The sequence below is a fragment of the Mesorhizobium sp. BH1-1-4 genome (assembly GCF_020165665.1).
In the GTDB taxonomy this organism is placed as follows: Bacteria; Pseudomonadota; Alphaproteobacteria; order Rhizobiales; family Rhizobiaceae; genus Mesorhizobium.
In genome coordinates this window covers 204,456-228,819 of record NZ_JAIUIN010000008.1, presented here as the reverse complement: position 1 = coordinate 228,819, position 24,364 = coordinate 204,456, and the positions used below count along the sequence as shown (strand labels likewise).

Genomic DNA, 24,364 nt, shown 5'->3' with positions numbered 1-24,364 from the left:
AGTATGCGTAAAAAGATAGCGATCATTGGCGACAACTTCATGCTGCCGGAGGTGTTTCGCGCCAAAATCGAGAAGGTCGCCAGTGGCGACCTCGATATCAGGACATTGCAGACGGCCTGGCCCGACGAGCCGATGGAGTTCGGCAATGCGGCGCTCGGCCTCGACAAGGTCAAGGAATATTTCGGCCATCCCGACGAGGTCGTCGATTTCATCGGCGACGCCGAAATCCTCGTCACCCAACTCGCGCCCCTGTCGGAAGGCATGATGCGGCGCCTGCCTGATCTCAAGCTGGTCGCGGTGTCGCGCGGCGGGCCGATCAACATCGACATGGAAGCGGCCAAGGCGCACGGCATCGCCGTGGTCAATGTGCCCGGCCGCAACGCCACCGCCGTGGCCGAATTCACCATCGGCGCCATCCTGGCCGAAACGCGGCTGATCCGGGTCGGGCATGAAGCCCTGCGCAAGGGGGAATGGCGCGGCGATCTCTACCGCGCCGACCGCACCGGCCGCGAGCTCAACGAAATGACCGTCGGCGTCGTCGGCTACGGCAATATCGGCACGAAAGTTGTGCGGCTGCTGCGTGCCTTCGGCTGCCACGTCCTGGTCAGCGATCCCTATGTGCAGTTGAGCGCCGATGACCGCAACGCCGGCGTCGAACTGGTCGCGCTGGACGATCTCCTGTCGCGGTCCGACGTGGTGACGCTGCATTCACGGGTGACGCAGGAGACACGCGGCCTGATCGGCAAGGACACGATCGCGCGGATGAAGCCGGGAGCGATCTTCGTCAATACGGCGCGCGGGCCGCTGGTCGACTACGACGCACTCTACGAGGCGCTGGTTTCAGGGCAGATCGCCAGCGCCATGCTGGAAACCTTCGCGGTCGAACCGGTGCCCTCGGACTGGCCCTTGCTGCAGCTGCCAAACGTGACGCTGACGCCGCATATCGCCGGCGCCTCGGTCCGCACCGTGACCTATGCCGCCGAGCAGGCCGCCGAGGAGGTGCGCCGCTACCTGGCCGGCCTGCCTCCGGTCAATCCGTGCTGAGAATGATGGCTATGCAACGCAAATCACTCAGCGAGGCCACTGGCAAATGAACGACGGCCCTGACATCGTCGACCTCTTCGTCATCGGCGGCGGCGTCAACGGCGCCGGCATCGCGCGCGATGCCGCCGGACGCGGCCTGTCCGTGATCCTGTGCGAAAAGGACGATCTTGCCGAAGGCACCAGTTCGCGCTCGGGCAAGCTCGTTCATGGCGGCCTGCGCTATCTCGAATATTACGAATTCCGCCTGGTGCGCGAGGCGCTGATCGAGCGCGAGGTGCTGCTGGAATCGGCACCCCACATCATCTGGCCGATGCGCTTCGTGCTGCCGCACAGCCCGGATGACCGGCCGGCATGGCTGGTACGGCTCGGCCTGTTCCTCTACGACCATCTCGGTGGTCGCAAGCGGCTGCCCGCCACCCGCACGCTCGACCTGCGCACCGCGCCCGAGGGGGCGCCGATCAAGGACAGTTTCAAGCGCGGCTTCGAATATTCAGACTGCTGGGTCGACGATGCCCGCCTCGTCGTCATCAACGCGCTCGACGCCGCCGAACGGGGAGCCAAGGTCTTCACCCGCACCGCCTGCATCGCCGCCCGCCGCGAGGGCGGCGTCTGGCTTGTCGAGATGCGGGACGTCAGGACCGGTATCAGGACCGTCGTTCGGGCGCGCGCGCTGATCAATGCCGCCGGTCCCTGGGTCAACGACATCGTCAACCGCGTTGCCGGCCAAAATTCTAGGCGCAATGTACGCCTGGTCAAGGGCAGCCATATCGTCGTGCCCAAATTCTGGGAGGGCCGGCAGGCCTATCTCATCCAGAACAGCGACAAGCGCGTCATCTTCATCAATCCCTACCAGAACGATCTCGCTTTGATCGGGACCACCGACATTCCTTACGAAGGTCGGCCCGAGGATGTAACGGCGGATGAGAGCGAGATCGACTACCTCATCAGAGTGGTCAACCGCTATTTCAAGCGCGGCCTTGCGCGCAACGACGTGGTCCATTCCTTCTCCGGCGTCAGGCCGCTCTATGACGACAACGCAGACAATCCGAGCGCGGTGACCCGCGACTATATTTTCGAGCTCGACGCGCCGGAGGTGCAGGCGCCGCTGCTCTCCGTCTTCGGCGGCAAGATCACCACCTTCCGCAAACTGGCCGAGCATGCGCTGGACAGGATCGCACCGTTCTTTCCTCGCATGGGCAAGCCCTGGACAGCGAAGGCGCATCTGCCCGGCGGCGACATCGCCAATGCCGACTTCGAACAATTTCTCGGCGACCTCGCCAACGAGTATCCATGGATGCCCGCGACGCTGCTCAAGCATTACGGCCGGCTCTACGGCACCAGGACGCGGTCCGTGGTTGGCGGCGCCCGCTCGCTCGGCGCGCTGGGGCGGTGCTTCGGCAAGGACTTCTTCGAGCGCGAGGCGACCTATCTCTTCGAACAGGAATGGGCGCAAGACGCGGCCGACATTCTCGAACGGCGCACCAAGCATGGCCTGCATCTGTCCGCCGAGGAGAAGTCGGCCTTCGAGCATTGGTGCGCGAGCCGGCAGGCGAGGGCAGGCTGATGGCGCTCATCGCTCCTGTCCGGCGACGGCGCTGAAGGGATCGCGACCTTGGCCTTCACGCTCTCCCTCAACACCAATCCGCTGGTCAACCGCTTCGCCGAGCCGGACGATCTGATCGACACCATCGCCTACGAGATCGGCATTCGCGACGTGCAGCTCACCCATGAGTTCGTCAATCCGGGCTGGCCGGCGGCGACGATCGTCAAATTCGTCCGCCTGTTCCGCGACGCCATGAACCGCACCGGCGTGCGCGTCACTTCCGGCATGACCGGCCCCTATGGCCGGCTCAACCATTTCGGCCATCCCGATGCCGATGTGCGCCGCTACTATGTCGACTGGTTCAAGACCTTCGCCGATATCTCGGCGGAGCTTGGCGCTGACGGCATGGGCACGCAGTTCGCCATCTTCACGCATCGCGACTATGACGACCCCGCCCGCCGCGCCAGGCTGTTCGACATCGCACTGGACTGCTGGCGCGAGGTCGCCGAACACGCACGGGCGGCAGGCCTGACCTATTTGTTCTGGGAGCCGATGTCGGTCGGCCGCGAATTCGGCCACACCATCGAAAGCTGCCGGCTGCTGCAGGATACGATCGACGCGGCCGGCATGGCCATTCCGCTTGAGATGATGGTCGACATCGACCATGGCGACGTCACGTCCTCCAACCCGGCAGACGTCGATCCCTATGCCTGGGCCGAGGCCTTCCCCCTGAAGTCGCCGATCATCCACATCAAGCAGTCGTCGATGAACAAGGGTGGCCATTGGCCGTTCACCGCAGCCCACAACAAGGACGGCCGCATCACGCCTGAGAAGCTCCTGGAGACCGTGCGGCGCGGCGGCGGCACCGACAACGAAATCTGCCTCGAACTGTCGTTTCGCGAGCGCGAGCCGGTCGACCATCAGGTGGTCGCCATGATCCGCGAGTCGGTCGATTACTGGGCGCCGTTCATCGACGCCGGCAGGCCTGACCTGCTGCCGAAGGCTGGTTAGAAATCGGGCAGGAGCCGATACAGTCCCACCCGTTTGAAGAGGCCACGGCTCGAAATATTCCGACGATCCAACCGCCCGCCCGCCGGCGGAAAGGAATGCACCCTTTAGCGAATGTATATTAGGCAGGTCGAATGTTTTGTCGGCCTGCGAAGCTTAACTATGAGCAAAGGCAAACTATAAAAGATACTTTTGTTTAACTTCGCCATGCATACTGCGAACTGGCCAGATTTGCTTGTCCGGCTTTCCCGCCCGAATTGAGAATTCGTATGTCGGTTACACGTCGCACATTGCTCACGGCCGGAGGCGTCGGATTGCTGGTCGCGCAGGCGCGGGCGGCCAATACTCCGGGACAGCAAATTGAGAACGCCTCCGTTGTGAGCAATAATGCGCTGCGCATCGCAATGCCGGCCTTTGCCGCCAATCCATTTTTCCCGGCCGATGGATCGGGGGACACCGGTATAGACATGGAACTGGCCCGCGGCATAGCTGGCGAGCTTGGCGTCGAGCCGGTGTTCGACCGATCCGCCGTAACGTTCGACGGCATGGTGGAACAGCTGACATCGGGCAAGGCGGACATCGCGATCGGCAAGCTCAGCCGCACCCTTCGCCGTGGTCGATCAATCCTCTACTCCCGACCTTACGCCGTGCTGCACCAAGGGCTGCTGGCGAACCGTCTCAGCTTGGCGCGCATCACGCAAGGCAAGCCGCCCGAGCAGATCATCCGCGATTTCTCGGGCGATCTCGGCGTGATCGAGGGCTCTTCATTCGCTACCTATGCCGCCAAAACCTTTCCGCATGCGCAACTACATCGTTTTGCAGGCTGGGACATGGTTGTCGATGCGATCCGAAACGGGACGATTGACATGGCCTATCGCGACGATTTCGAGATCAAGAAGCTGATGGTCGACGATCCGTCGATGACGGTCGCCGCGCGCTCGATCACGCTGACGGACAAGGTGGACACGATCGCAATCGGCGTGCGGCCGGACAATCCGCATCTCGCTGCCTTTATCGACCTTTATCTCGATCTCGCGCGCGGGCAGCAGGTTCTCAACACCGATGAGATCATCGCCCGCTATCGATTGGGGAGCAAAGCCTGACGATGGCTATCTCGGAGGTAGCCGGACACCTGTCTTTCGATTGGCGCCTGGCGGCAAGGCGCGTATTGCGCTCGCCCGTGACGACGATCGCGATGATCGCGGCCGGGATCCTGTGCGGTCTCTACCATCCGGAGTTTTCTCATGCGATCAGCCCGATCGCGCAGCTCTATCTGAATTTCCTCAAGATGGTCGTCCTGCCCTATCTGGTCTCGTCGGTCATCTTCTCGATCGCCGCCATGGTCCAGGACCCGAAATCGGTCCGCTACCTGGGCAAGGTCGGCATCGCCGTGCTGGTCGTGTCGTTCCTGGCCGTGCTGGTGAGCGGCACCTATTCGCTGATCCTCCAGCCGGGCCAGATCGAGAACCCTCAGTCGCGCATCGAGCTTGGCGAGTTCATCAATTCCCAGGGCAGCGTATCCACCGATCTCGCATTCCCGTTCCAGCCGCCGCCATCCAACGCGGACCCAAATAGCGGACATTCGATCTTCCTGGATCTGGTGCCGAACAATGTCTTCAACGCGCTGGCCTCGGGCCAGACCATCCAGGTCCTGCTGTTTTGCCTGCTCTTCGGGCTCGCGATGGGCAAGATCCCCCAGCCCTCGTCGATGAGCCTGACGCAGGCGCTCAACGCGGTCTACCGCGCCTGCACCGTGCTGACCAACTGGTTCATCTGGGGATTGCCCTTTGCAACTTTCATCCTGATCGCCGACCAGACCGCGTCGACCGGCACCAAGCCGCTGACGCTGATGGGCGGCTATCTGCTGGTGATGGGGCTTTCCTGCCTGACATTCCTCGCCGGCGCATTCGCCATTATCGCCATCCGGTCGCGCCGAAGCTACTGGTCCACGATCAAGACCTGTCAGCCCCTTCTGATGGTGGCCATAACCACGCGCTCCTCGGTTGCCTCGCTTCCATGGGTCATCAACCTGTTGAGCGAGCGGTTGAGGTTCAACCTGGTGGTCGTCGAACTGCTCGTGCCGCTGCAGGCGGCATTGCTGCGGACGGGTCCGGCGCTGGTCTACACCTCGGGCGCCCTGTTCATCGCGCAGCTCTACGGCCATCCGCTCGCAATCCCGGATCTGCTGCTCGTCGGCATTGTCTCGGCGCTTCTGGCGCTCACCACCGGCGGCATGGGAAGCCTGCTCATCCTGTCCCAGATGTCTATCGTCTGCGGCTACCTGAAGCTTCCCTTCGAGGCGGCATTTGCCCTGTTCGTCGCCGTCGATGCGGTCGTGGACACGTTCATGACGCTGGCCAGCGTCTGCACCGTGGCGGCGAGCACGGCAATGATCGCGCCGGGCCATAGGGAGGTAACGCAGCCTGCCGAAGCAGTTCCCGGAGAGCTTGAAGCCGAGTCCGTCCGATGACCGACCAAGGGACCAGCCTTCAACTCGGCATCATCGGCGGCCTCGGGCCGCTGGCATCGGCCGACTTCTACTTGAAGCTGACCCGGATGACGCAGGCAGTCCGCGACAACGAACATGTGCCCGCCGTCATCCTCAGCGTGCCACAGCTGCCCGACAGGACCGAGGCTATCCTTGCGGGCCATGACGGGCCGCTGGCGTCGTTGAAAGCCGCAGTCTCGACACTCAACACGCTCGGCGTCGCCTGTATCGCAATTCCGTGCAACACGGCCCACCACTGGTATGGCCAGCTGACGGCGATCTCGCGAGCCGAGATCATCCACATCGGCGATGCGGTCGTGGCGGAAACCCGTCGCGGCCTGGACCGAGGCAAGGTCGCGATTCTCGCGACCCGGGGCACACTGGTCTCCGGCTTTTATCAGGACAGGATGTCGGCGGCGGGATTTGAACTCTGCTTTCCCGCGAGCACGGAATTTCAGGAGCGCGTCGACAGCGCGATCGGCCTCGTCAAGGCGGGTTCGATCGCGGAGGCCGCAGCCGAGACCGGGCGCGCGCTCGAGATCGCGCGATCGGCGGGCGCCGACACAGCCCTTCTCGGCTGTACCGAACTGTCGGTCGTGGCCGCCAGCCTTGACGATACAAACGGATTGGTCGTCATCGACAGCAATGCGGCCTTGGCGCGAGCCTGTCTGGCACGATTGGGCTTCGCCGCGCAGGAAGCGCGCGGCTTGCCGACCGTGTCGGAGCTGCGGGGACATGACCGATTTCCCTGGCAGTCGGCGCGGCGGGCCTAAGGCGGTCCACCGTTTGACAGAATCGCTGAACCGCCCCGGGGCAGCGGTCGTTCAGCCGAATTTCGGATCGAGGCTGCCCGATCTGTAGCGCTTGGCCATTTCCGAGACCGGTAGCGGCTTGATCTTCGGCGCGTTGCCGGCGGTGCCGAACTGCTCGAAGCGCTCCTTGCAGAGCTTCCTCATCGCCGCCATGGCCGGCGTCAGGTATTTGCGCGGGTCGAACTCGCTCGGGTTCTCGGTCAGCACCTTGCGGATTGCACCGGTCAGCGCCATGCGGTTGTCGGTGTCGATGTTGATCTTGCGCACGCCATGCTTGATGCCGCGCTGGATCTCTTCCACCGGCACACCCCAGGTCGGCTTCATCTGGCCGCCATATTTGTTGATGATCTCCTGCAGATCCTCCGGCACCGAGGACGAGCCGTGCATGACGAGGTGCATGTTCGGCAGGCGGCGATGGATTTCCTCGATGACGTTCATCGCCAGCACCGCGCCGTCGGGCTTGCGCGAGAATTTATAGGCGCCGTGGCTGGTGCCCATGGCCACCGCCAGCGCATCGACATGCGTGTCCTTGACGAACTGCACCGCCTGCTCGGGATCGGTCAAGAGCTGGTCGTGGCTGATCGCGCCTTCGACGCCGTGGCCGTCTTCCTGCTCGCCGCCGCCGCTCTCCAATGAACCCAGCACGCCGATTTCGCCTTCCACCGAGACGCCGCCCCAATGCGCCATGTCGACGACGCGCTTGGTGATGCCGGAATTATAGGCATAGTCGGCCGGCGACTTGCCGTCCTCCTTGAGCGAGCCGTCCATCATCACCGAGGTGAAGCCGTACTGGATGGCGGTGACGCAGGTGGCTTCGTTGTTGCCGTGGTCGAGATGCATGCAGACCGGGATGTCGGGGTGGATTTCGACCAGCGCGTCGATCAGCTTGGCGAGCACCACGTCATTGGCATAGGCACGCGCGCCGCGGCTCGCCTGCAGGATGACCGGCGACTTGGTCTCCTCCGCCGCCTCCATGATGGCAAGGCCTTGTTCCATGTTGTTCATGTTGAAGGCCGGCACGCCGTAGCCATGTTCGGCGGCGTGATCGAGCAATTGTCTCAGTGTGATGCGAGCCAACGATTAGTCTCCCGTATCTGGTTTCGAACCCGTGGTTGCGAGCTGTCCGCGCATCGTCCAGCCCACCGATGGTTCTGGCCGGAATTCCGCGCAACCGCAACCGTGACAGACCGTCCCGGCCGCAATTCTTGTTACAGCGTCGCGATAAAAGCCGACGAAATATCCCAAGGAAATATCTCATTATCACAAAAATAATGATACTTGTGCGACGATATCTGTCATATCTGAGCTCGATCAAGGCGCCAGGGTTCTGCTTTGGCGGGTCGGCGGCATGAAGAGCGACAACAGGCGGCAAGGCATAATGGATTTTCTGGTGGACGCCGGCGCGGCAAGCGTCGACGATCTTGCCTCCCGCTTTGGCGTCTCCCGGATGACTGTGCACCGCGACCTCGACGAACTCGAGGAAAGCGGCTTCCTGCGCAAGGTGCGCGGCGGCGCCTCGATCCAGCCGAGCAGCCTGTTCGAAAGCGATTTCCGTTACCGGCAGAAGCAGGCGATCGGGGAAAAGCAGCGCCTTGCGGCGGCGGCCATGACCATGATCGAACCCGGCCAGACCGTCATCATCGACGACGGCTCGACGGCGGGCGGCATTGCGCGCCATTTGGCGGATCTCAGGCCGCTGACGGTGATTACCAACAACCTCGCCGTCATCCAGGATCTGGCCGGTGCCGGCGGCATCAACCTGATCGCGCTGGGCGGCCAGTACTCGAAGAAATTCCACGGCTTCTTCGGCCTGCTCGCGGAGGCCTCGCTGCGATCGCTGCGTGCCGACGTCGCCTTCCTGTCGTCATCCGCCATCCATGGCGCCTCGGCCTTCCATCAGGACCAGGAAGTGGTGCAGGCCAAGCGGCTGATGATGGCGGCGGCGACGCGCAAATATCTGCTGGTCGATCACGGCAAGTTTGGTCGCAGCGCATTGCATTTCCTGACCGATCTCAACGCGTTCGACGCCGTCTTCACCGGGCGCGAGCCGGAGCCCGGAATGCGCGCCACGCTGGATGCGGCCGGGGTTTTGCTGACCGTGGTCGCCGACAAGGATTGAGGATCAAGGAGAGCACGCGTGGTTTACTGGGTCGGTACAAGCTGGAAGATGAACAAGACGCTCGCCGAGGCGCTTGATTTTGCAGGCGCGCTGGCCGGCTTCGTGCCGGGTTTCGACGATCGCATCCAGCCTTTCGTCATCCCGCCTTTCACGGCCGTGCGGGAGGTCAAGCGGGCGTTGTCGGCGACACGCATCCAGGTCGGTGCGCAGAACATGCATTGGGCCGATGCCGGCGCCTGGACCGGCGAGATCTCGCCGGTGATGCTGAACGATTGCGGGCTCGACCTGGTCGAACTCGGCCACAGCGAGCGGCGCGAGCATTTCGGCGAGACCGACCGAACGGTCGGGCTGAAGACCGCAGCGGCGGTCAGGCATCGATTGATACCACTGATCTGCGTCGGCGAAACGCTGGCCGAGCGCGAAAGCGGCAAGGCCGATGCGGTGTTGAGCGCCCAAGTCGAGGGTGCATTGCAATTCCTCGAAGGCGAGGCGAAAGGCGCAAAGATCCTGTTCGCCTACGAACCGGTCTGGGCGATCGGCGACAAGGGCATTCCGGCGAGCTCCGACTATGCCGACAGGCAGCAGGCGTTGATCAAGCAGGTCGCCGGCGGTCTGCTGCCGTCCGTGCCGCCGGTGCTCTATGGCGGCAGCGTCAATCCCGGCAATGCCGCCGAGCTGATCGGCCAGCCCAACATTGACGGCCTGTTCATCGGCCGCTCCGCCTGGCAGACCGAAGGCTACATCGACATCCTCCGACGGGCGTCGGCCGCGATCTGAATCAATCGAACTGGAAAGGATAAAAAATGAAAATAGCCATTGGAGCCGACAGCGCCGGCAAGCCGCTGCTCGACGTTATCGCCGCTCACCTCGCAACCAAGCCCGGCCTTACCGTCAGCGACCTCAGCCAGGCAGGCTTCTATGCCGACCTGTCGCAGAAACTCGCCCAGACGATCGTCGACGGCGAGAACGAGCGCGGCATCCTGTTCTGCGGCACCGGCATCGGCGTCTCGATCTCGGCCAACAAGGTGCCGGGCATCCGCGCCGCGCTCACCCACGACACCTATTCGGCCGAGCGCGCCGCGAAATCCAACAACGCCCAGATCATCACCATGGGCGCGCGCGTCATCGGGCCGGAACTGGCCAAGGCCATTGTCGACGCCTGGCTGGCCTCGGAGTTCGACGAGAAGGGGCCCTCGGCCAGCAACGTCCAGGCGATCAACAAGCTCGACGCGGCAAAGAGCTAAGCGAGACTTTTCTGCATCGCGCCGATGACGGTGACGGCTGAGGCCGCGCCCGGGTCCATGTGCCCGAGCGACCGTTCGCCGAGCCGCGACGAGCGGCCCTTGGCGGCGATCATGTCCTTGGTCGCTTCGGCGCCGCGCTCGGCGGCGGCGAGGGCAGCCTGCAGGCTTTCGGCAAGACTTTTTCCCGCTGCGTTGCTGGCGCCAGCCGCTTCGGCCGCGGGTTGCCAAGCATCGACCATGGTCTTTTCACCGGTCTCGGCCTTGCCGCGATCCCTGATGCCTTGCGCCATCGCTTGGAACAGGGCGACGACATCGCTATCCGCCAACTCGGCCTTGCCCCGGACGGCGGCGGCGGCGCGCATGAAGGCCGTGGCATAGAGCGGGCCCGACGACGCACCGACGGCGTTGAGGAACGATTTCGCGGCTGTGTTGAGCAAGCCCGTGGGTTCGGTCGCCGCCAGGTCGAGCGATGCCAGTGCATCGCGCACGGCGTTGAAGCCGAGCGCCATGGCAATGCCGTGGTCGGCGTCGCCGATCACGCCGTCGAGCTGGCAAAGCCGGTCCCTGTCGGCCTCGATCGCCACCGCGATCGCGTCGAACATTCTCTTCAGGTCGGAGGCGCCGATGGTCATGGAGCGCTCCTCAGCCGGCACGGAACATGGCGCAATCGCAGGGGTGGCCGAGCATCGCCTGCAATTCTTCGTCGAGATGGAAAAGCGTCACCGAGGCGCCGGCCATTTCCAGCGACGTGCAGTAATTGCCGACCCAGCTCGCATGGATGGAAACCCCGATTGTGTCCAATCTCTGCTTGACCCGGCGGTTCATGATGTAGAGCTCCATCAGCGGCGTCGATCCCAGCGAATTGACCAGCACCGCGACCTTGTCGCCACGCTTCGGCGCCATCTCGGCGAGGATCTTGTCCAGCATCTCGTCGGTGATCTCATCGGCGGTCTTGAGCTTGCCGCGCGCGATGCCGGGTTCGCCATGGATGCCCATGCCGATCTCCATCTCGTCGCCTCCGATCTCGAAATTCGGCCGCCGCGTCTGCGGCAGCGAGCATGGCGACAGCGCCACGCCCATGGTGAAGGTATGGTCGTTGGCCTTCCGGGCGACGCGCTCGACCTCGTCGAGGGGGAGCATGAGGTCGCAGGCCGCACCGGCCGCCTTGAAGATGAAGAAATTGCCGGCGACTCCACGGCGCTTCTGTCGCTGGTCAAGCGGCGCCGAGGCGACGTCGTCGGTGGTCAGCACGGTGCGCACCTCGATGTCGTCCATGCCGGCCATCTCGGCCGCCATGTCGAAATTCATCACGTCGCCGGCATAGTTGCCGTACATGAACAAGACACCGGCGCCGCCGCTGACCGCCTTGGCGCATTCGAGGATGGGATCAGGCGGCGGCGAGGCAAAGACGTTGCCGACGGCCGCCGCGTCCGCCAGCCCCTTGCCGACAAAGCCGAGAAAGGTCGGCTCATGGCCGGAGCCGCCGCCGATCACCAGCCCGACCTTGCCAGGCCGTGGCCCATCGCGGGCGATGATCGAGCGCGGGCTGCCGTCTACGCTCCTGAGATGGCGAGGATGCGCGGCGAGGATCCCTTCGAGCATCTCGTCGACGGCGCGGTTGCCGTCATTGATGATCTTCTTGGTCTGCACCGGCATCCTCCCGAACTTGCGTATTTCGCGAGATACTACAGGCTGTTACCGGGATTTCCACCCGGCTTCGTTGCTTCAGGTCGCGATCTTTTCTCGCGCGGCGAGAATCTCCACGCAGGCGTTGGCCGCCTCCTTGCCCTTGACCGTGAAGTGCTCGAAGAAGAAGCGATGATGCTCGGCGCTGTCGTGGAAATTGTGCGGCGTCAGCACCGCCGAAAGCACCGGCACGCCGGTCGACAGCTGCACGTTCATCATGCCGTCGATGACGGCGCCGGCGACGAAGTCATGCCGGTAAATGCCGCCATTGACGACGAACGCCGTGCCGAGGATCGCGGCATAGCGGCCGGTCCCGGCTAGCGTCTTGGCATGCAGCGGAATTTCGTAGGCGCCGGGCACGTCGAAGACGTCGACGGCAAAGCGTCCTTTGCCGATCTCGGCCAGTTCCGCCTCGAACGCCTTCACGCACTGGTCGACGATATCGGCGTGCCAGCGCGCCCTGATGACGGCGATGCGGATTGTTTCATAGTCTTTGGGGGAATGCTGATTCATGGGTCCATCCTTCCGTTTCGAACCAGAATCAGGACGCACGATACGAAATCCGGCCCGCCGGGGCGGTCCGTTTTCCGTTTCGTTCTCTTTCATCCGGACTCTGACCGTCGGCTCCGGAATCACACCGGATCTGCTGACCTTTCCAATTGTCTCGGAAAGCGCTCGCGGGCTTGGGCCGAAACCCTTACCGCCGGTGGGGACTTTCACCCCGCCCTGAGAACATTAACGGCTCTGTATGGAAGGGCAGGGGTGCTGCTGTCAACGCGGCAGGGGCCATTGGCCAATCACGTTTTGCCGACTGGAGCAACGCGGCAAGCGGATCGTTCTAGCGGGTGCGCCAGGCTGCAGCCAAAGCGGCAACCAGCATCAGCAAGGCCGCGACTGCCGCGCATATGGCAAAGCCGAAGCCGGAATAGAGCGGCCCGAAGCCGGTGGTGCCGACGAAGACCGCCAGATAGGTCACCGCGCTGTTCAGCCCCATGACCGTGCCGCGCCGCGAGGGGTCGAGCGCCGACAGGCGCATCACCAGCACATTCAGCCCGAAATGGTTGGCAAGCCCCCAAGCCGCGACCATCGCGAGGGTGAGGCCATAGCTGCCGCTGGTCGCCGCGATCGCCACATAGACGATGGCGACGAGCAGATAGGCAAAAGGCATGACGCGCCGGGCGCCCAGGCGATCGATGACGCCGTCGAAGAGCGCCGCCGTGCCGAACCCCGCGCCATAGGCAAGGGCGGCCAGGCCGTTGGCGCTGACCGGCTGCCCAAGCCCGCTGTGGAGATGGTCGCCGAGATAGCCATAGACACCGTAGAAGGCGGTCATGAACGCGCCGCAGGCGATGAGAAGCGGCACGATGCCGGGGATGTTCAGCGCCGCGAGCGGGGCAGGCGCCGGTCCAGCCTTCCTGACATCCGGCAGCGACGATGCCGTGAGGCCGCCGAGCGCCAGCGCGGCCAGCAGCGCCACCGCGGCGAAGACGGCGCGCCAGTGGACGAGATCGGCAAGCACCGCCGACAGGGAAACGCCGGCCACCATGCTGAGCGTCCAGCCGGTCAGCACCACGCCGATCGTGCCGCTTTCGCGGCCGGGCGGAGCGATGGCCGCGGCACTGGCGTAGATTGCCGGCATGGCGATGCCGGCGGCGATCCCGGCGACAAGCTGTGCCGCAACCAGCGCGGTCACCGTCGGCGCCGCGGCGCTGGCGACCAATGCCAATGCCAGCAGAAGCAGGGCTGCCTGCAACATCCGGCGGGCGCCTACCCGGTCGATATGGCGTGCCAGGAACAGGGCGCTCGCCGACGTGCCGAGGCCGAAGGCCGCAGCCGCCATCATCACCATGGGAACGCTGGTCGAAAACGATACGGCCACGGCCGGCGCGATCGGACCCAGCACCAGCGAATTCGAGCCGATCACGGCGATGCATCCGGTCAGGAGATAGGCCAGCGCCGGGATGGACGGCCTTGTGTTCGCGCTCAAGGTTGCGGCTTGATCGTTGTTCGACATATCAGCATAATGGCCGTATTAAATTCCGTGACAATCGGGAATACCGCTATGGATGAAGAAACAGATGGCATTCCGCGGAACAGGTCGGCGGCTCGGGATGTCGACGCGATCGACCGAAAAATATTAGGCGTTCTGGTCGATGACGCGACGGTCAGCTATGCCGAACTCGGCGATCGCGTCGGCCTGTCGCCGCCGGCAGCGCATGAGCGGGTCAAGCGGCTTCGGCGCAGCGGCGCCATCCGCAGCACATCAGCCATCATCGATCCAAACGCGGTGCGGAAGCCGCTGCTCACCTTCGTCCATATCGACACCAGCGGCTGGGGGAAGACCCCGGAACTGATGGCGATCTCGCAATACCCGGAAGTCGAGGAAATCCACACCGTCGCCGGCGACACATGCGTCTTGCTCAAGGTACGTACCGAGGACACCAAGGCGCTTGAAGGACTGCTGTTGCGTCTCTACGAGACCCCCGGCGTCACCTCGACGCGCAGCTACGTGGTTCTGGCGACCTATCTCGAACGGCCGGTGCAGCCCGGCATCACGACGCAGTGGCCATCGCCAAGGCATATGGCCAAGCCGCTGTACTAGCTCCCCAGCCGGATCGTCTCGAAATAGGCGTCTGTGCCGACCTGGCCGCCCTTCAGCGCGATCTCCAGGCCGTCGATCGCGCCGCCGCCATGAGCGACGCAGAGCGGCGATCCCGGCGATTGCGGCAGCGGCATGCGCACGGTCAGCGCGTCGATGGCCAGTTGTCCGAGCGCGTGGCTCGACGTGTCGCCACCGGCGATCACCGCGCGCTTGAGTTTCTGCTCGGCGATCAACCGGCGCAGGATCGTCCCCAGCGCCCGCCCGAGCGTGTTCCGGGCGCCCTCGATCCGGTCGATCTCGACGCCGCGATCGGCCTGTGGACCGAGCGCGGTGTAGAGGATGACGCTGCGGCCATTGGCCAGGCTCGCCAGTCCGGCGGCGACCGCCTGCTCGATCGCTTCGCCCGCACTTTCCGAGACCAGTCGCATCGCATCCATGTCGACACCGTCGAAGCCATGGGCAAGGGCGTGGCGGATCTGCTTTTCCGTGGTCGGCGAGACGCTGCCCGACACGACGGCGAGCCGATCGACCGGGCCGGGCGGTGCGAATGTGGCATGCCCCGACACGATGCCCTTGGCGGCCCACTCGGCAAGCAAGGCATATTCGGCGCCGGAGGATCCGACGACGAAACCATGGCCCGTCCCGTGGATGCGCCAAAGCTGTTCGCCGACCCGTTTCTGCGTCTCACGGCTGTCGACGTCGAACAGGACGACGTCCTTGTCCTGCAGCAATCGGTCGACCGTTTGCGCGAGATCGTCCGCCTGCAATGTCGCGAGGTCGATGAGGCCCGAGCTGAGGCTGGTCTGGCGCGAAAGGTGGACGAGCAGGTCGGCCTCGTTCATCGGCGTCACCGGATGCCTGCTCATCACCGGATGCCTGTCGATGCGGAAATAGGCGCCGCGGAACGCCGCGAAAAGATTGCCGAAGGCCGTGTAGCGCTTGAGCTGCGGCGCGCCGACCACCATCGGCACGCTGCTCTGGCCGAAGATGCGCCGGCCGATCTCGATGGCGCGGCCGATATTGCCGACCGCCGGGCTGGAATCGAAGGTCGAACAGATCTTGTAGTGGCAGAGCGCCGCGCCGAGGCCCTTCAGCCATTCGAAGGCCGGCGTCAGGTTTTCCTCCATCCATTGCGGCGTTTCGCTGCGGCTGGTGCCCGCCAGGCCAATTGCGCGGCAATGGGAAAACCGCGCCAGCAGGGACGGGTCTGGCTGGCGCATGAACAGCACGGTCGGCACGCCGCCGAGTTCGAGCGCCTCCATCACGTCGGTCGAGCCGGTGAGGTCGTCGCCATAGTAACTGAGGAGCAGGTTCCGCGCGGCCATGCTCATGCCGCCTTGCCGTCGCCGAATTTCTCGATCGATCTCGCCAGTTCGGGGTGATCGCGGGCATAGTCCGCCAGCGCGATGCCCTCGACCGCCGCCTGCCAGGCTTGCAGAACGGCTCGCACGCCGGCGCCGGGGCCATCCGGATGGCTGACGATGCCGCCGCCGCAGAGATAGAGGAGATCGAGCGTGCGGCCGGTACGCTCATAGGTTTCGGGCGCCTGACCGCCCCATTGGCCGGAGCAGGCCACCGGCAGCGCGCAATCCTCAGGCGAAAACAGCGGCGTCGTCACCGCCTCGAAGGAGCGGATGAAGGAATCGTCCGGCTCCCAGTATTTTGAGCCGATGCCGTTGATCTGGAATTGGTCGACGCCGAGCAGCCGCCAGAATTGCTGCCAAACGCTGAAATCCATGCCGAGTCCGGGATGGCGTGTCAGGATGTCCCAGCCATTGCGATGGGCATGCAGCACCAGCCCGGAGCGCTTTCTCAGATAGGCCATGCCGCCGAAGCCGATGGAGTTGATGTTGACGACGGCGCAATTGCCGCCGGCTTCGAGCACCAGATCGTGGTTGCGCATCATCTCGTCGGGATCGGCATGCGAGATGCCGAAAGCATACATCACCTTCTTGCCGGTCTTCTGCTCGTGGTCGAGGATGAGGGGCATGATCGCCTTCACCCGCTCGGCAAGCGGCGAATAGGCCGGGCTCATCAGCTTCTCGTCGTCCTTGATGAAATCGACGCCGGCCTCGATCAGTTCGCCCACCATTTCGGCCGTCTCGTGCGGCCTGAGACCCAGCGCCGGCTTGACTATGGTGCCGATGATCGGGCGGCCTTCGACCCCGGTCAGCCTGCGGCTGCCGGCGGCACCGAACTGCGGGCCCGGATGGGCGCCCCTGAATTGTTCCGGCAGCTTCATGTCGATGACGCGGATGCCGGACAGGCCCCGGATCGAATAGGTGCCGCCGATGGCGATGGTCATCAACGCCGAAAGATCGGTGCCGATGGCATCGAACGGGAAGCCGATGTCGACGTCGGCGCGCCGGAAGGGGCCGTTGCCGGACCCGGGCAGTGATGGTTGCCCGGCATCGGACAGGGGCCGGATCGCCAGCACGCGCGCCGCCACGCGCGCCTTCAGCTCCTCGGTCTCGCTCGGCAGCGCGACGAAGGTGCCGGTCGACTGGTCGCTGGCGATCTTGGCGGCCAGCGCCTCGATGTTGCCAGGGGTTTCGATGCGATAGGTAAGCGTGATCATGGTTGGCCGGCCGCTCGAAAAGGGTTCGAAAAAAGTTTCGTCGCGCAGGAAATCTGGTATAATGAGTACATAAGTATTGCAAGAAATATCCTCGCCTCGACAAGAGCGGACGGGCTGCGGCAATTCCAGGAAAACTGTACAACGGTTTCCGTTCGGAATTGTGTGAGGCCACAGGGCTGGAGCGACCCCGCTCCAGGCGCGGGCATTCCGGTAATCCCGCCGGGAATGCTAAACAGGAACCGGGCCAGGGAGTGATTCGTCACGATGAACCGTTCGGAGCCGATCGTCCGGCGCAAACTTTCCGACGAAGTCTTTGCAAGACTGAAGCGGCTGATCACCAGCGGCGAATTGCAGCCGGGCGACGACATGCCGTCCGAGCGCGAACTGATGGAGCGCTTCGAGGTCGGCCGGCCGGCGATCCGCGAGGCCATGCAGGCGCTGAGCAATATGGGGCTGGTCGCCATCTCGCATGGCGAGCGCGCCAAGGTGCTGCAACTGACCGCCAAGTCGATCATCAAGCAGGTCGACGGCGCGGCCAAGATCATCCTGTCCTCGTCCAGGGACACGCTGGAACACCTGAAGACCGCGCGCATCTTCTTCGAGCGCGGCATGGTCAGGGAAGCGGCGGAAAAGGCTACATCGGAGGATGTGCAACTGCTGAAGGCGACCGTGGCCGAGCAGCGCGCCGCGCGCGGCGATTCCGAAGGCTTCATCTCCGCCGACATGAAGTTTCACACCCAGATCGCGACCATTTCAGGCAATCCGATCTATGTCGCCGTCAGCGAAGCCACGCTGGGCTGGCTGAAGGAATACCACACCGAAATGCTGATCTGGACCGGCAAGGAAAAATACACGCTGACCGAGCATGAGGAGATCATCGACCGCATCGAGCAACGGGATGCCGACGGCGCCGAGAAGGCGATGATCAAGCACCTCGAACGCTCGCGTGCGCTCTATGTGATGAATTCCGAGAAGTGATGCCCTAGCCGACGCGGGCAATGGCGTAGGGCGACATCACCAGATCGCCCTGGCCAATCACGGAAACATCGACTGGGACATTGTTCGCCGTCAGGTTCGCCAGCCAGACGATGGTCTCGCCCGAGACAGAGCGGCCGGCCAGCGCCAGCACCCGCGTCTCGTCGCTCGTCGTGGCGCAAACATGCGTCAGCCCAGCCAACGCACAAAGCCCTTCGATGGCCTGGAAGATCGGCCGCGGCGTTCCCTCTGCGACGGGTTCGCCCGGTCCCGCGACCACGCCGAAAGGCCCGGCGAAGCTGGACAGTGTCAGCATCTCCAGCCCCGCCGGCGCGACGCGCGCGGCGTAGCCGATGGTCCATGCGGCGGCGAATTGCGCGGCATGGCGGGGATCGCGGTTGGCCATGGCGATGCGCTGTCCCCGCGAATTGTCCTTGGTCGCGCCGCCATAGGGGTTCTGGCGCATGGCGATCGTCGATGGCCCGATCCGGTAGGGCTTTGTGCCGAAGATCGCCCGGCTTGACCGGGTTATGAAGGGCAGCGCCTCCAGCGACTGCATGACGCTGAGATCGTCGGCGGCATGCACGATCGGGTTGGTGCAGTGCGTGATGAAATCGAGCTGGCTAGCCGGAACGCGCTTGCGGTTGAGCTCGGTGAAATAGCTGAACATGCCGCCGCCAAGGCGGAGGCCGGGAAAGGCGCGCCGCGCCGCCGCGTAGACGTCATCGAGCGGCGGACATGCCGGCCAGGCGCTGCCCGGCGGTGTCGACTGACGGTCGACCGCGGGCGACACCGCGATGGCGTCGAGCCGCAACCCTGCGTGACGCGCCATGTCGGCGACGTCGGAAAGTTCAGCGTCGAGGTCGCCGGTGCAGGCGAGCACACATTCCAGCGTCGTCGAAACGGGATAGGCGGCGGCGAGCCGGGCATGGGCACGCAGCGCGTCGAGGCCATGGCCGCGCGTCGGATCGAAATGGAAAAGCAACTGCCGGGAACCGAGCCTCGCCAGCAACGGCAGGTCGGCAAGGGTTGCCTGGACATCCTCGGGATAGATCACCACGCCGATGTCAGGCAGCTTCGAGCCGGCTTCGCCGAGTTCGACGCGGACCGGTTCGGCCGCCGCTGCCGAGGCAGCCACATTGGCGTCGCCGGCAATGCGCAAGCTGATCGTCTGGCGCACTGGCTCTCCGGCCGGCAGCATATAGGGCCATGGCAGCGCCAGCGGCCGCACATAGGTCTTGTAGGAGGCGTCTGACCAGTTGCGCTGGTCCTCCATCTCGAATGTGTCGCCTTCCATCCGGCATTGCGCGGTAACGCCGGGCCGCACCCTATGCGTGATGGCGCGCAAATCCTTGAAGGGCTGCCACGGGTCGATCAGATCGGGCAGTTCCGTCTCGACCACGCTGCCGTCGGTGTGCTCGACCGTTACCGGGCTGCCGGCGAGGCCGGCGATCGGGTGCAGGATGCAGAAGCCGCAGCGGTTGGTCTCGAAGTCGCTCTCAGGAAGCGCGGTCACATCGAAGATCAGCCGCCCGTCGGCAAAGCCTTCGATCGTCGCGTGGAAGCCAAGCCGGCTGCCGGCGGGGCCTAGGCAGCTTGCCGCGTAGCCGACGGCGAAACGGTCGTCCCTCTGGTCGATGGTCAGCTCCGTCAGCTCAGGCTCATACGTGCCCCAGTCACGGTCGCGCACGATATAGGCGATGGCGCGCAGCACTTCGGTTCCGCCATGGCGGATGGTGCGCAGATTGCCGTTGACCAGCTCCGCGCTCAATGCGCCCGCCTGCAGCAGGATCGGCGCCGCTTCCGCCGTCCGTGTGCCGTAAAGATCGAAAGCGTCTGATGTCATCTGAGCAAGGCGTCGATTTGCACCGGTTCGCGGCTGGCGGCGCCGGCATAGGCGGCTTCGACGAGCGCAAAGGTTTTCAGATTGTCGGCGCCCGAGGTCGCCGGTTCCTTGCCTGATGCAAGGCGGTCTATCCAGTGCTTCTGGATCGCCAGCACACTTTCCTGGATGTTGTGCCATGGCCGCGAGGCCCAGGGCAGCAGCGGCGGCGAGACATCGCTCACCTTGGTCCCGCTCTTGCCGGTGACGGTCAGCCGGTACCCTTGCGCCAGCCGGATCGTGCCGTCGCCGCCGTCGAGTTCGATCAGCGTTTCCGGAAATGGCTCGACGGCAAGCTTCGTCGCATAGCTGCAATCGACGATGGAAGTGGCGCCGCCGCCATGGTCCATCAGCATCGTGGCGACATCCTCGCCGGCGATGGCCGGGTTGATGCGCGCCGTGCGGGCGGTGAGGCTCGACACGTCGCCGAGCAGGAAGCGGGCTATGTCGAGGATGTGGATGCCAAGATCCTCGATGATGAAACGCTTGCCCGTCGCCAGATAGGGCTGGCCGGAAAACACGTCATAGCCGGAGCGGAACGAGATGCGGCCGAAGAAGGGCGTGCCGATCTCGCCGCTGTCGAGCACCGCGCGCACCGCCTGGATCGGCGACTGCCAGCGAAAGTTTTCGTGGATCATCAGCGGCACGCCGGCATCGGCGCAAGCCTTCACCATCGCCTTGGCATCGCTGAGCGTCGGCGCGAAGGGTTTCTGGCAGATGACAGGGACGCGGTGGCCGGCTGCTATTTCGACCAGCGCACGATGGCTGCCCACCGTGGTGGCGATGTCGACGAAGTCGAGTTTCTCCGCCGCGAACATCGCCGCCGCATCGGCGTAGCGCCGCGCCACGCCGAATTGGTCGCCGACGATCCTGAGCCGTTCCGGATCGCGGTCGCAGATGGCGACGATCATGGCGCCTTCGATGTCGCGCCAGGCATGCATCTGGTTGACGGCGAAGAAGCCGCAGCCGATCAGCGCTCCACGCAACGCAGCCATTCTCAACCCGCCTTTGCCATCTGCATCAGGGTAACACGCTGCTGCAGCCGGCGCTGCGCCTGGTCGACGACGACGGCGACGATGATGACCAGGCCTTTGATCACCATCTGCCAGAAGGAACTGACGCCCATCATCACCAGGCCGTCCGACAGGATACCGATGACGAAGGCGCCGACGATGGTGCCGCCGATCGTGCCGCGCCCGCCAGACATCGAGGTGCCGCCGAGCACCGCCGCGGCGATGGCGTTCAATTCGAAGCTTTCGCCGGTCGCCGGATGCGAGGCCATCAGCTCCGACGAGATGATCAGGCCGACGATCGCCGCGCAGAAGCCGGAGAACATGTAGACGAACATCTTGACCATGTTGACGCGCACGCCCGAGATGCGCGCCGCGCGCTCATTGCCGCCGACGGCGAAGATGTGGCGGCCAAGCGGCGTGTAGCGGGCGAGATAGGCAGCCCCCAGCGCCACCACGATCAGGATCCAGATCGACACCGGCAGGCCGAGCAGCCGGCCGGCGCCGAGGAAGCCGAAGCCGGTGGTGCCGAGTTCCGGCTTGCCGACCAGGTTGGGGAAGGTGCGGCCGTCGGAGGACAGCAGCGCGAAACCGCGCGCCACATAGAGTACGCCGAGCGTGGCGATGAAGGGCGCGACGTTGAGCCTGGTGATCAGCAGGCCGTTGACCGCGCCGATCGCTATGCCGACCAGAAGCGTGATCAGGGCGATCTCGACCACGTTGAAATACACAGTGTAGCCGATCTGCAGGTCGATGCCGTTGAGCACGAGATAGCCGGCCACCATGCCGCACAGGCCGACGATCGAGCCGACCGAAAGGTCGATGCCGCCGGTGATGATGACGAAGGTCATGCCCATGGCGAGGAAGGCGTTGAGCGCGACGTGCTTGGCCATAAGGATCAGATTGGCGGCCGACAGGAAGTTGGGCGCCGCGATCGAGAAGAACACCAGCACGGCAATCAGCGCGATGAAAGTCCGGAGCTTCATCAACGTCAGCAGCGCGGAGCCGCCGGAGGCGGAGGGAGCGGCCGCCTTGGCCGGAATGTCAGTCATCAGCGTTGCTCTCCATGTACGGGGGCAAGATGTACGGGGGCAAGATGTGCCGGTCCGTGGCCCAGCGCCGACGCCGCGACGATCGCCGCTTCCGTCGCTTCGGCGCGGTCGAACATGCCGGTCAGCCTGCCGTTGCTCATCACCGCGATGCGGTCGGACAGCGCCATCACCTCGTCGAGATCGGAGGTGGCGAACAGGATGCCGAGCCCGTCGCGCGACAGCTTGCGCATGGTGCGGAAGACGTCGGCCTTGGCGCCGACATCGATGCCCCGGCTGGGCTCATCCATCAACAGCACTTTCGGTCCGGTGAGCAATGCCTTGCCGATCACCACCTTCTGCTGGTTGCCGCCCGACAGCGACGAGACTTCCTGCGCCGGATCGGCGACCTTGATCGCCAGTTCCCGCACCATCCGCACGACGGCCTGCCGCTCGGCGGCGCCCCGGATATGGAACAGGCGCACGAAGCGCGACAGGCTCGCCAGCGTCAGATTGCTGGCGACCGAGAGGATCGACACCAGCCCTTCGCGCTGGCGGTCCTCGGGGATCAAGGCAAGCCCGCGCCGGATGCGTCGCGTCGTATCGCGCTCCTTCACCAGCTTTCCGGCGATGAAGATCTTGCCGCTGGCATGGCCGTGACGGCCCATGATGCAGTCGAACAGCTCGCTGCGCCCGGCGCCCATCAGCCCGTATATGCCGAGGATTTCGCCGGCGCGCAGCGACAGCGAGACATGATCGACCGCCAGTCCGCCGGTGACGCGCGGCAGGCAGATCTCCTCGGCGCGGAAGATTTCCTCGCCGGGCTGATGCCCGTCGGCCTTGGCGAAATCCTTGGCGTCCGAGCCAATCATCTGCCGCACGATCCACTGCGTGTCGACGTTCTTCATCTCTTCCTGGCCGGTGATGCGGCCGTCGCGCAGCACGGTGATGTAATCGCCGATGCGGATCAGCTCTTCCAGCCGGTGCGAGATGTAGACAATGGCGACGCCGCGCGCCTTGAGGTCGGCGATCACCTTGAACAGGATCTCGACTTCCGCCGCGCTCAGCGCAGAGGTCGGCTCGTCCATGATCAGGATCTTGGCATCGAGCGAAACCGCCTTGGCGATCTCGACCAGCTGCTGCTGGCCAATCCGCAGATCCTCGACCAGCATGTCCGGCCGGATGCCGGCTTCGAGCCGGTCGAGGAATTCGCCCGCCCGCTTTTCCTGCGCCTTGCGGTCGATCTTGCCCAGCGGGTTGGTGATCTCGCGCGTGGCGAAGATGTTCTCGGCGACGGTCATGTTGCCGAACAGGTTCAACTCCTGGAACACCATGCCGATGCCGCGCGCCACCGCGTCTCCAGACGAGGAGAAGGAAACCGCCTCGCCTTCGAGCAGGATGCGGCCGGCGGTCGGCTGCTCGACGCCGGCGATGATCTTCATCAGCGTCGACTTGCCGGCACCGTTTTCGCCGACAAGCACGTTGACGGCACCCTTGCGAACCTCGAAGTTTGCCTGCTTGACCGCGACCGTGCCGGCATAGACCTTCGAGACATCCTCCAGCTTGAGGATGACATCGTGAGCGGGGCTCATGGCTTGGGCCCGATCTCGGCCTCCGCCGGCGTCACCAACGGCAGGTCCTGGCCGCCTTCGATCGTGTAGGCGCCGAGCACCTTGGCGGTGCGGCCCTCGAGTGCCTCGCGCGGCAGTTTGGAGAGCACGGTCTTGCCGGCATAGGCGTTGAAGGCCTTGCCGAACTGGGCGAAGTCGATCTGGTTGGTGAAGTCGTTGAACTGGACGAAATCGAGGCTGTCGCGCAGCGCCGTGCCGCGCATCGCCGGCCCGATCTGGATGCGCGCATCGGCCTTGCCGTCGCCGTCGACGTCGATATCCATCGTGCCCGCGCGCGACTGCGTGTTGGCGACGACGATCTTGCCCTCGACACGGACCGCGAAGGTCCATGGCGAGTTCGCCTGCTTCCTGGGGTTCCCGTATTTGGCGCCGGCCGCCGCCGGATCGGTTTTCGCCAGCGCCTGGACCTCTGCGAACGGCCCGGCCTTCTGGTTGAGATAGGGTATGACCTTCGAGGCCCAGATGTCCTCGACCATCTTGTCCGGATTGAAGGCAGGCGCGCTGTTTTCGCTCTGCGCCACGGGCGTCGGCAGGATCTTGCAGCCGCCAAGGCCAAGGCCCGCGAGCGCGGCAAGCGCCAGCCAGCTAAAAGGGGTCTGCCAGGTCAATGTCTTCGGCATGGCGGTCAAAAGCACCCGGAACGTGAAGTCGCGCAATTCCAGGAAAAATGTGGAACGGTTTTTCCGTCCGGAACCGCGTCAAAACAAAGAGTCA

Annotated in this window: 23 protein-coding genes and 1 riboswitch; of the genes, 11 read left to right on the top strand and 12 right to left on the bottom strand. The window is 64.5% G+C overall.

The genetic code is table 11. The features are described from left to right. The first annotated feature begins 3 nt into the window (after nucleotides 1-3). From LB569_RS16970 to LB569_RS16945, 6 genes are all read left to right on the top strand, one after another. Nucleotides 4-1,044 (top strand): 2-hydroxyacid dehydrogenase, encoded by a 1,041-nt coding sequence (locus LB569_RS16970; protein ID WP_224693279.1) that lies wholly within the window; start codon nucleotides 4-6, stop codon nucleotides 1,042-1,044. Between the two features lie 46 nt (nucleotides 1,045-1,090). Beyond that, a complete protein-coding gene (locus tag LB569_RS16965) occupies nucleotides 1,091-2,608 on the top strand; it encodes a glycerol-3-phosphate dehydrogenase (protein WP_224693278.1) in 1,518 nt (505 codons plus the stop codon). Nucleotides 2,609-2,656: 48 nt separating this feature from the next. Continuing rightward, nucleotides 2,657-3,598, top strand: a complete 942-nt coding sequence (locus LB569_RS16960) for a sugar phosphate isomerase/epimerase family protein (protein WP_224693277.1) — start codon at nucleotides 2,657-2,659, stop codon at nucleotides 3,596-3,598. Between the two features lie 311 nt (nucleotides 3,599-3,909). Next, nucleotides 3,910-4,698 (top strand): substrate-binding periplasmic protein, encoded by a 789-nt coding sequence (locus LB569_RS16955; protein ID WP_224693276.1) that lies wholly within the window; start codon nucleotides 3,910-3,912, stop codon nucleotides 4,696-4,698. A 2-nt stretch (nucleotides 4,699-4,700) separates the two neighbouring features. Continuing rightward, complete coding sequence (locus LB569_RS16950) at nucleotides 4,701-6,065, top strand: dicarboxylate/amino acid:cation symporter (RefSeq protein ID WP_224538229.1); 1,365 nt, start codon at nucleotides 4,701-4,703, stop codon at nucleotides 6,063-6,065. Beyond that, entirely contained in the window at nucleotides 6,062-6,856 is a 795-nt protein-coding gene (locus LB569_RS16945) for an aspartate/glutamate racemase family protein (protein WP_224693275.1), read from the top strand. The genes LB569_RS16950 and LB569_RS16945 overlap by 4 nt, the downstream gene beginning before the upstream one ends. A 51-nt stretch (nucleotides 6,857-6,907) precedes the next feature. Here LB569_RS16945 and fba read toward each other — a convergent pair whose 3' ends face one another. Beyond that, nucleotides 6,908-7,972 (bottom strand): class II fructose-bisphosphate aldolase, encoded by a 1,065-nt coding sequence (gene fba / locus LB569_RS16940; protein WP_224693274.1) that lies wholly within the window; start codon nucleotides 7,970-7,972, stop codon nucleotides 6,908-6,910. A gap of 271 nt (nucleotides 7,973-8,243) precedes the next feature. Between fba and LB569_RS16935 the strand changes: the two genes are divergently transcribed. The 3 genes from LB569_RS16935 to LB569_RS16925 are packed head-to-tail and all read left to right on the top strand — an operon-like array spanning nucleotide 8,244 to nucleotide 10,258. After that, the gene (locus LB569_RS16935) at nucleotides 8,244-9,014 is read left to right on the top strand and encodes a DeoR/GlpR family DNA-binding transcription regulator (protein ID WP_224693273.1); all 771 of its coding nucleotides are present in this window, start codon (nucleotides 8,244-8,246) and stop codon (nucleotides 9,012-9,014) included. Between the two features lie 18 nt (nucleotides 9,015-9,032). Continuing rightward, the gene (locus tag LB569_RS16930) at nucleotides 9,033-9,791 is read left to right on the top strand and encodes a triose-phosphate isomerase (protein WP_224693272.1); all 759 of its coding nucleotides are present in this window, start codon (nucleotides 9,033-9,035) and stop codon (nucleotides 9,789-9,791) included. Between the two features lie 26 nt (nucleotides 9,792-9,817). After that, nucleotides 9,818-10,258: an RpiB/LacA/LacB family sugar-phosphate isomerase gene (locus LB569_RS16925; protein ID WP_224693271.1), complete on the top strand. Its 441-nt coding sequence runs from the start codon at nucleotides 9,818-9,820 to the stop codon at nucleotides 10,256-10,258. Here LB569_RS16925 and dhaL read toward each other — a convergent pair. The 4 genes from dhaL to LB569_RS16905 all read right to left on the bottom strand — a co-directional run bounded on the left by dhaL (nucleotide 10,255) and on the right by LB569_RS16905 (nucleotide 13,958). Next, nucleotides 10,255-10,890 (bottom strand): dihydroxyacetone kinase subunit DhaL, encoded by a 636-nt coding sequence (gene dhaL / locus LB569_RS16920; protein ID WP_224693270.1) that lies wholly within the window; start codon nucleotides 10,888-10,890, stop codon nucleotides 10,255-10,257. The genes LB569_RS16925 and dhaL overlap by 4 nt on opposite strands. A gap of 10 nt (nucleotides 10,891-10,900) precedes the next feature. Further along, nucleotides 10,901-11,914: a dihydroxyacetone kinase subunit DhaK gene (locus LB569_RS16915; RefSeq protein WP_224693269.1), complete on the bottom strand. Its 1,014-nt coding sequence runs from the start codon at nucleotides 11,912-11,914 to the stop codon at nucleotides 10,901-10,903. Between the two features lie 69 nt (nucleotides 11,915-11,983). Then, on the bottom strand, nucleotides 11,984-12,457 hold the full coding sequence (locus LB569_RS16910; protein WP_224693268.1) for a 6,7-dimethyl-8-ribityllumazine synthase: 474 nt from the start codon (nucleotides 12,455-12,457) through the stop codon (nucleotides 11,984-11,986). A gap of 77 nt (nucleotides 12,458-12,534) precedes the next feature. Beyond that, a riboswitch (FMN riboswitch) is annotated at nucleotides 12,535-12,682 on the bottom strand. A gap of 100 nt (nucleotides 12,683-12,782) precedes the next feature. Next, a complete protein-coding gene (locus LB569_RS16905; protein ID WP_224693267.1) occupies nucleotides 12,783-13,958 on the bottom strand; it encodes an MFS transporter in 1,176 nt (391 codons plus the stop codon). 48 nt (nucleotides 13,959-14,006) lie between these two features. Here LB569_RS16905 and LB569_RS16900 point away from each other — a divergent pair, with 48 nt between their 5' ends. Continuing rightward, nucleotides 14,007-14,546 carry an Lrp/AsnC family transcriptional regulator gene (locus LB569_RS16900; RefSeq protein ID WP_224538193.1) on the top strand — a complete coding sequence of 180 codons (540 nt, stop codon included), beginning with the start codon at nucleotides 14,007-14,009 and terminating at the stop codon, nucleotides 14,544-14,546. On the opposite strand, the gene LB569_RS16895 is transcribed toward LB569_RS16900, so the two are convergent. Both LB569_RS16895 and oiaX read right to left on the bottom strand, forming a co-directional pair. Further along, nucleotides 14,543-15,871 (bottom strand): four-carbon acid sugar kinase family protein, encoded by a 1,329-nt coding sequence (locus LB569_RS16895; protein ID WP_224693266.1) that lies wholly within the window; start codon nucleotides 15,869-15,871, stop codon nucleotides 14,543-14,545. The genes LB569_RS16900 and LB569_RS16895 overlap by 4 nt on opposite strands. Nucleotides 15,872-15,873: 2 nt before the next feature. Further along, nucleotides 15,874-17,124 (bottom strand): 3-oxo-isoapionate-4-phosphate decarboxylase OiaX, encoded by a 1,251-nt coding sequence (oiaX, locus tag LB569_RS16890; RefSeq protein WP_224693265.1) that lies wholly within the window; start codon nucleotides 17,122-17,124, stop codon nucleotides 15,874-15,876. A gap of 264 nt (nucleotides 17,125-17,388) precedes the next feature. Here oiaX and LB569_RS16885 point away from each other — a divergent pair, with 264 nt between their 5' ends. Beyond that, on the top strand, nucleotides 17,389-18,102 hold the full coding sequence (locus LB569_RS16885; RefSeq protein ID WP_224693264.1) for a transcriptional regulator NanR: 714 nt from the start codon (nucleotides 17,389-17,391) through the stop codon (nucleotides 18,100-18,102). Between the two features lie 4 nt (nucleotides 18,103-18,106). Here the strand turns inward: LB569_RS16885 and LB569_RS16880 are convergent, their stop codons facing one another. The 5 genes from LB569_RS16880 to LB569_RS16860 are packed head-to-tail and all read right to left on the bottom strand — an operon-like array spanning nucleotide 18,107 to nucleotide 24,270. Further along, entirely contained in the window at nucleotides 18,107-19,945 is a 1,839-nt protein-coding gene (locus tag LB569_RS16880) for a hypothetical protein (protein WP_224693263.1), read from the bottom strand. Then, nucleotides 19,942-20,976: a Gfo/Idh/MocA family protein gene (locus tag LB569_RS16875; protein ID WP_224693262.1), complete on the bottom strand. Its 1,035-nt coding sequence runs from the start codon at nucleotides 20,974-20,976 to the stop codon at nucleotides 19,942-19,944. Before LB569_RS16875 ends, LB569_RS16880 begins: the two co-directional genes overlap by 4 nt. 2 nt (nucleotides 20,977-20,978) lie before the next feature. Further along, entirely contained in the window at nucleotides 20,979-22,043 is a 1,065-nt protein-coding gene (locus tag LB569_RS16870; RefSeq protein WP_224693261.1) for an ABC transporter permease, read from the bottom strand. Continuing rightward, nucleotides 22,043-23,611, bottom strand: coding sequence for a sugar ABC transporter ATP-binding protein (locus LB569_RS16865; protein WP_224693260.1), 1,569 nt, complete (start codon nucleotides 23,609-23,611; stop codon nucleotides 22,043-22,045). The genes LB569_RS16870 and LB569_RS16865 overlap by 1 nt, the downstream gene beginning before the upstream one ends. After that, entirely contained in the window at nucleotides 23,608-24,270 is a 663-nt protein-coding gene (locus tag LB569_RS16860) for a DUF2291 family protein (RefSeq protein WP_224693259.1), read from the bottom strand. The genes LB569_RS16865 and LB569_RS16860 overlap by 4 nt, the downstream gene beginning before the upstream one ends. Nucleotides 24,271-24,364: the final 94 nt, after the last annotated feature.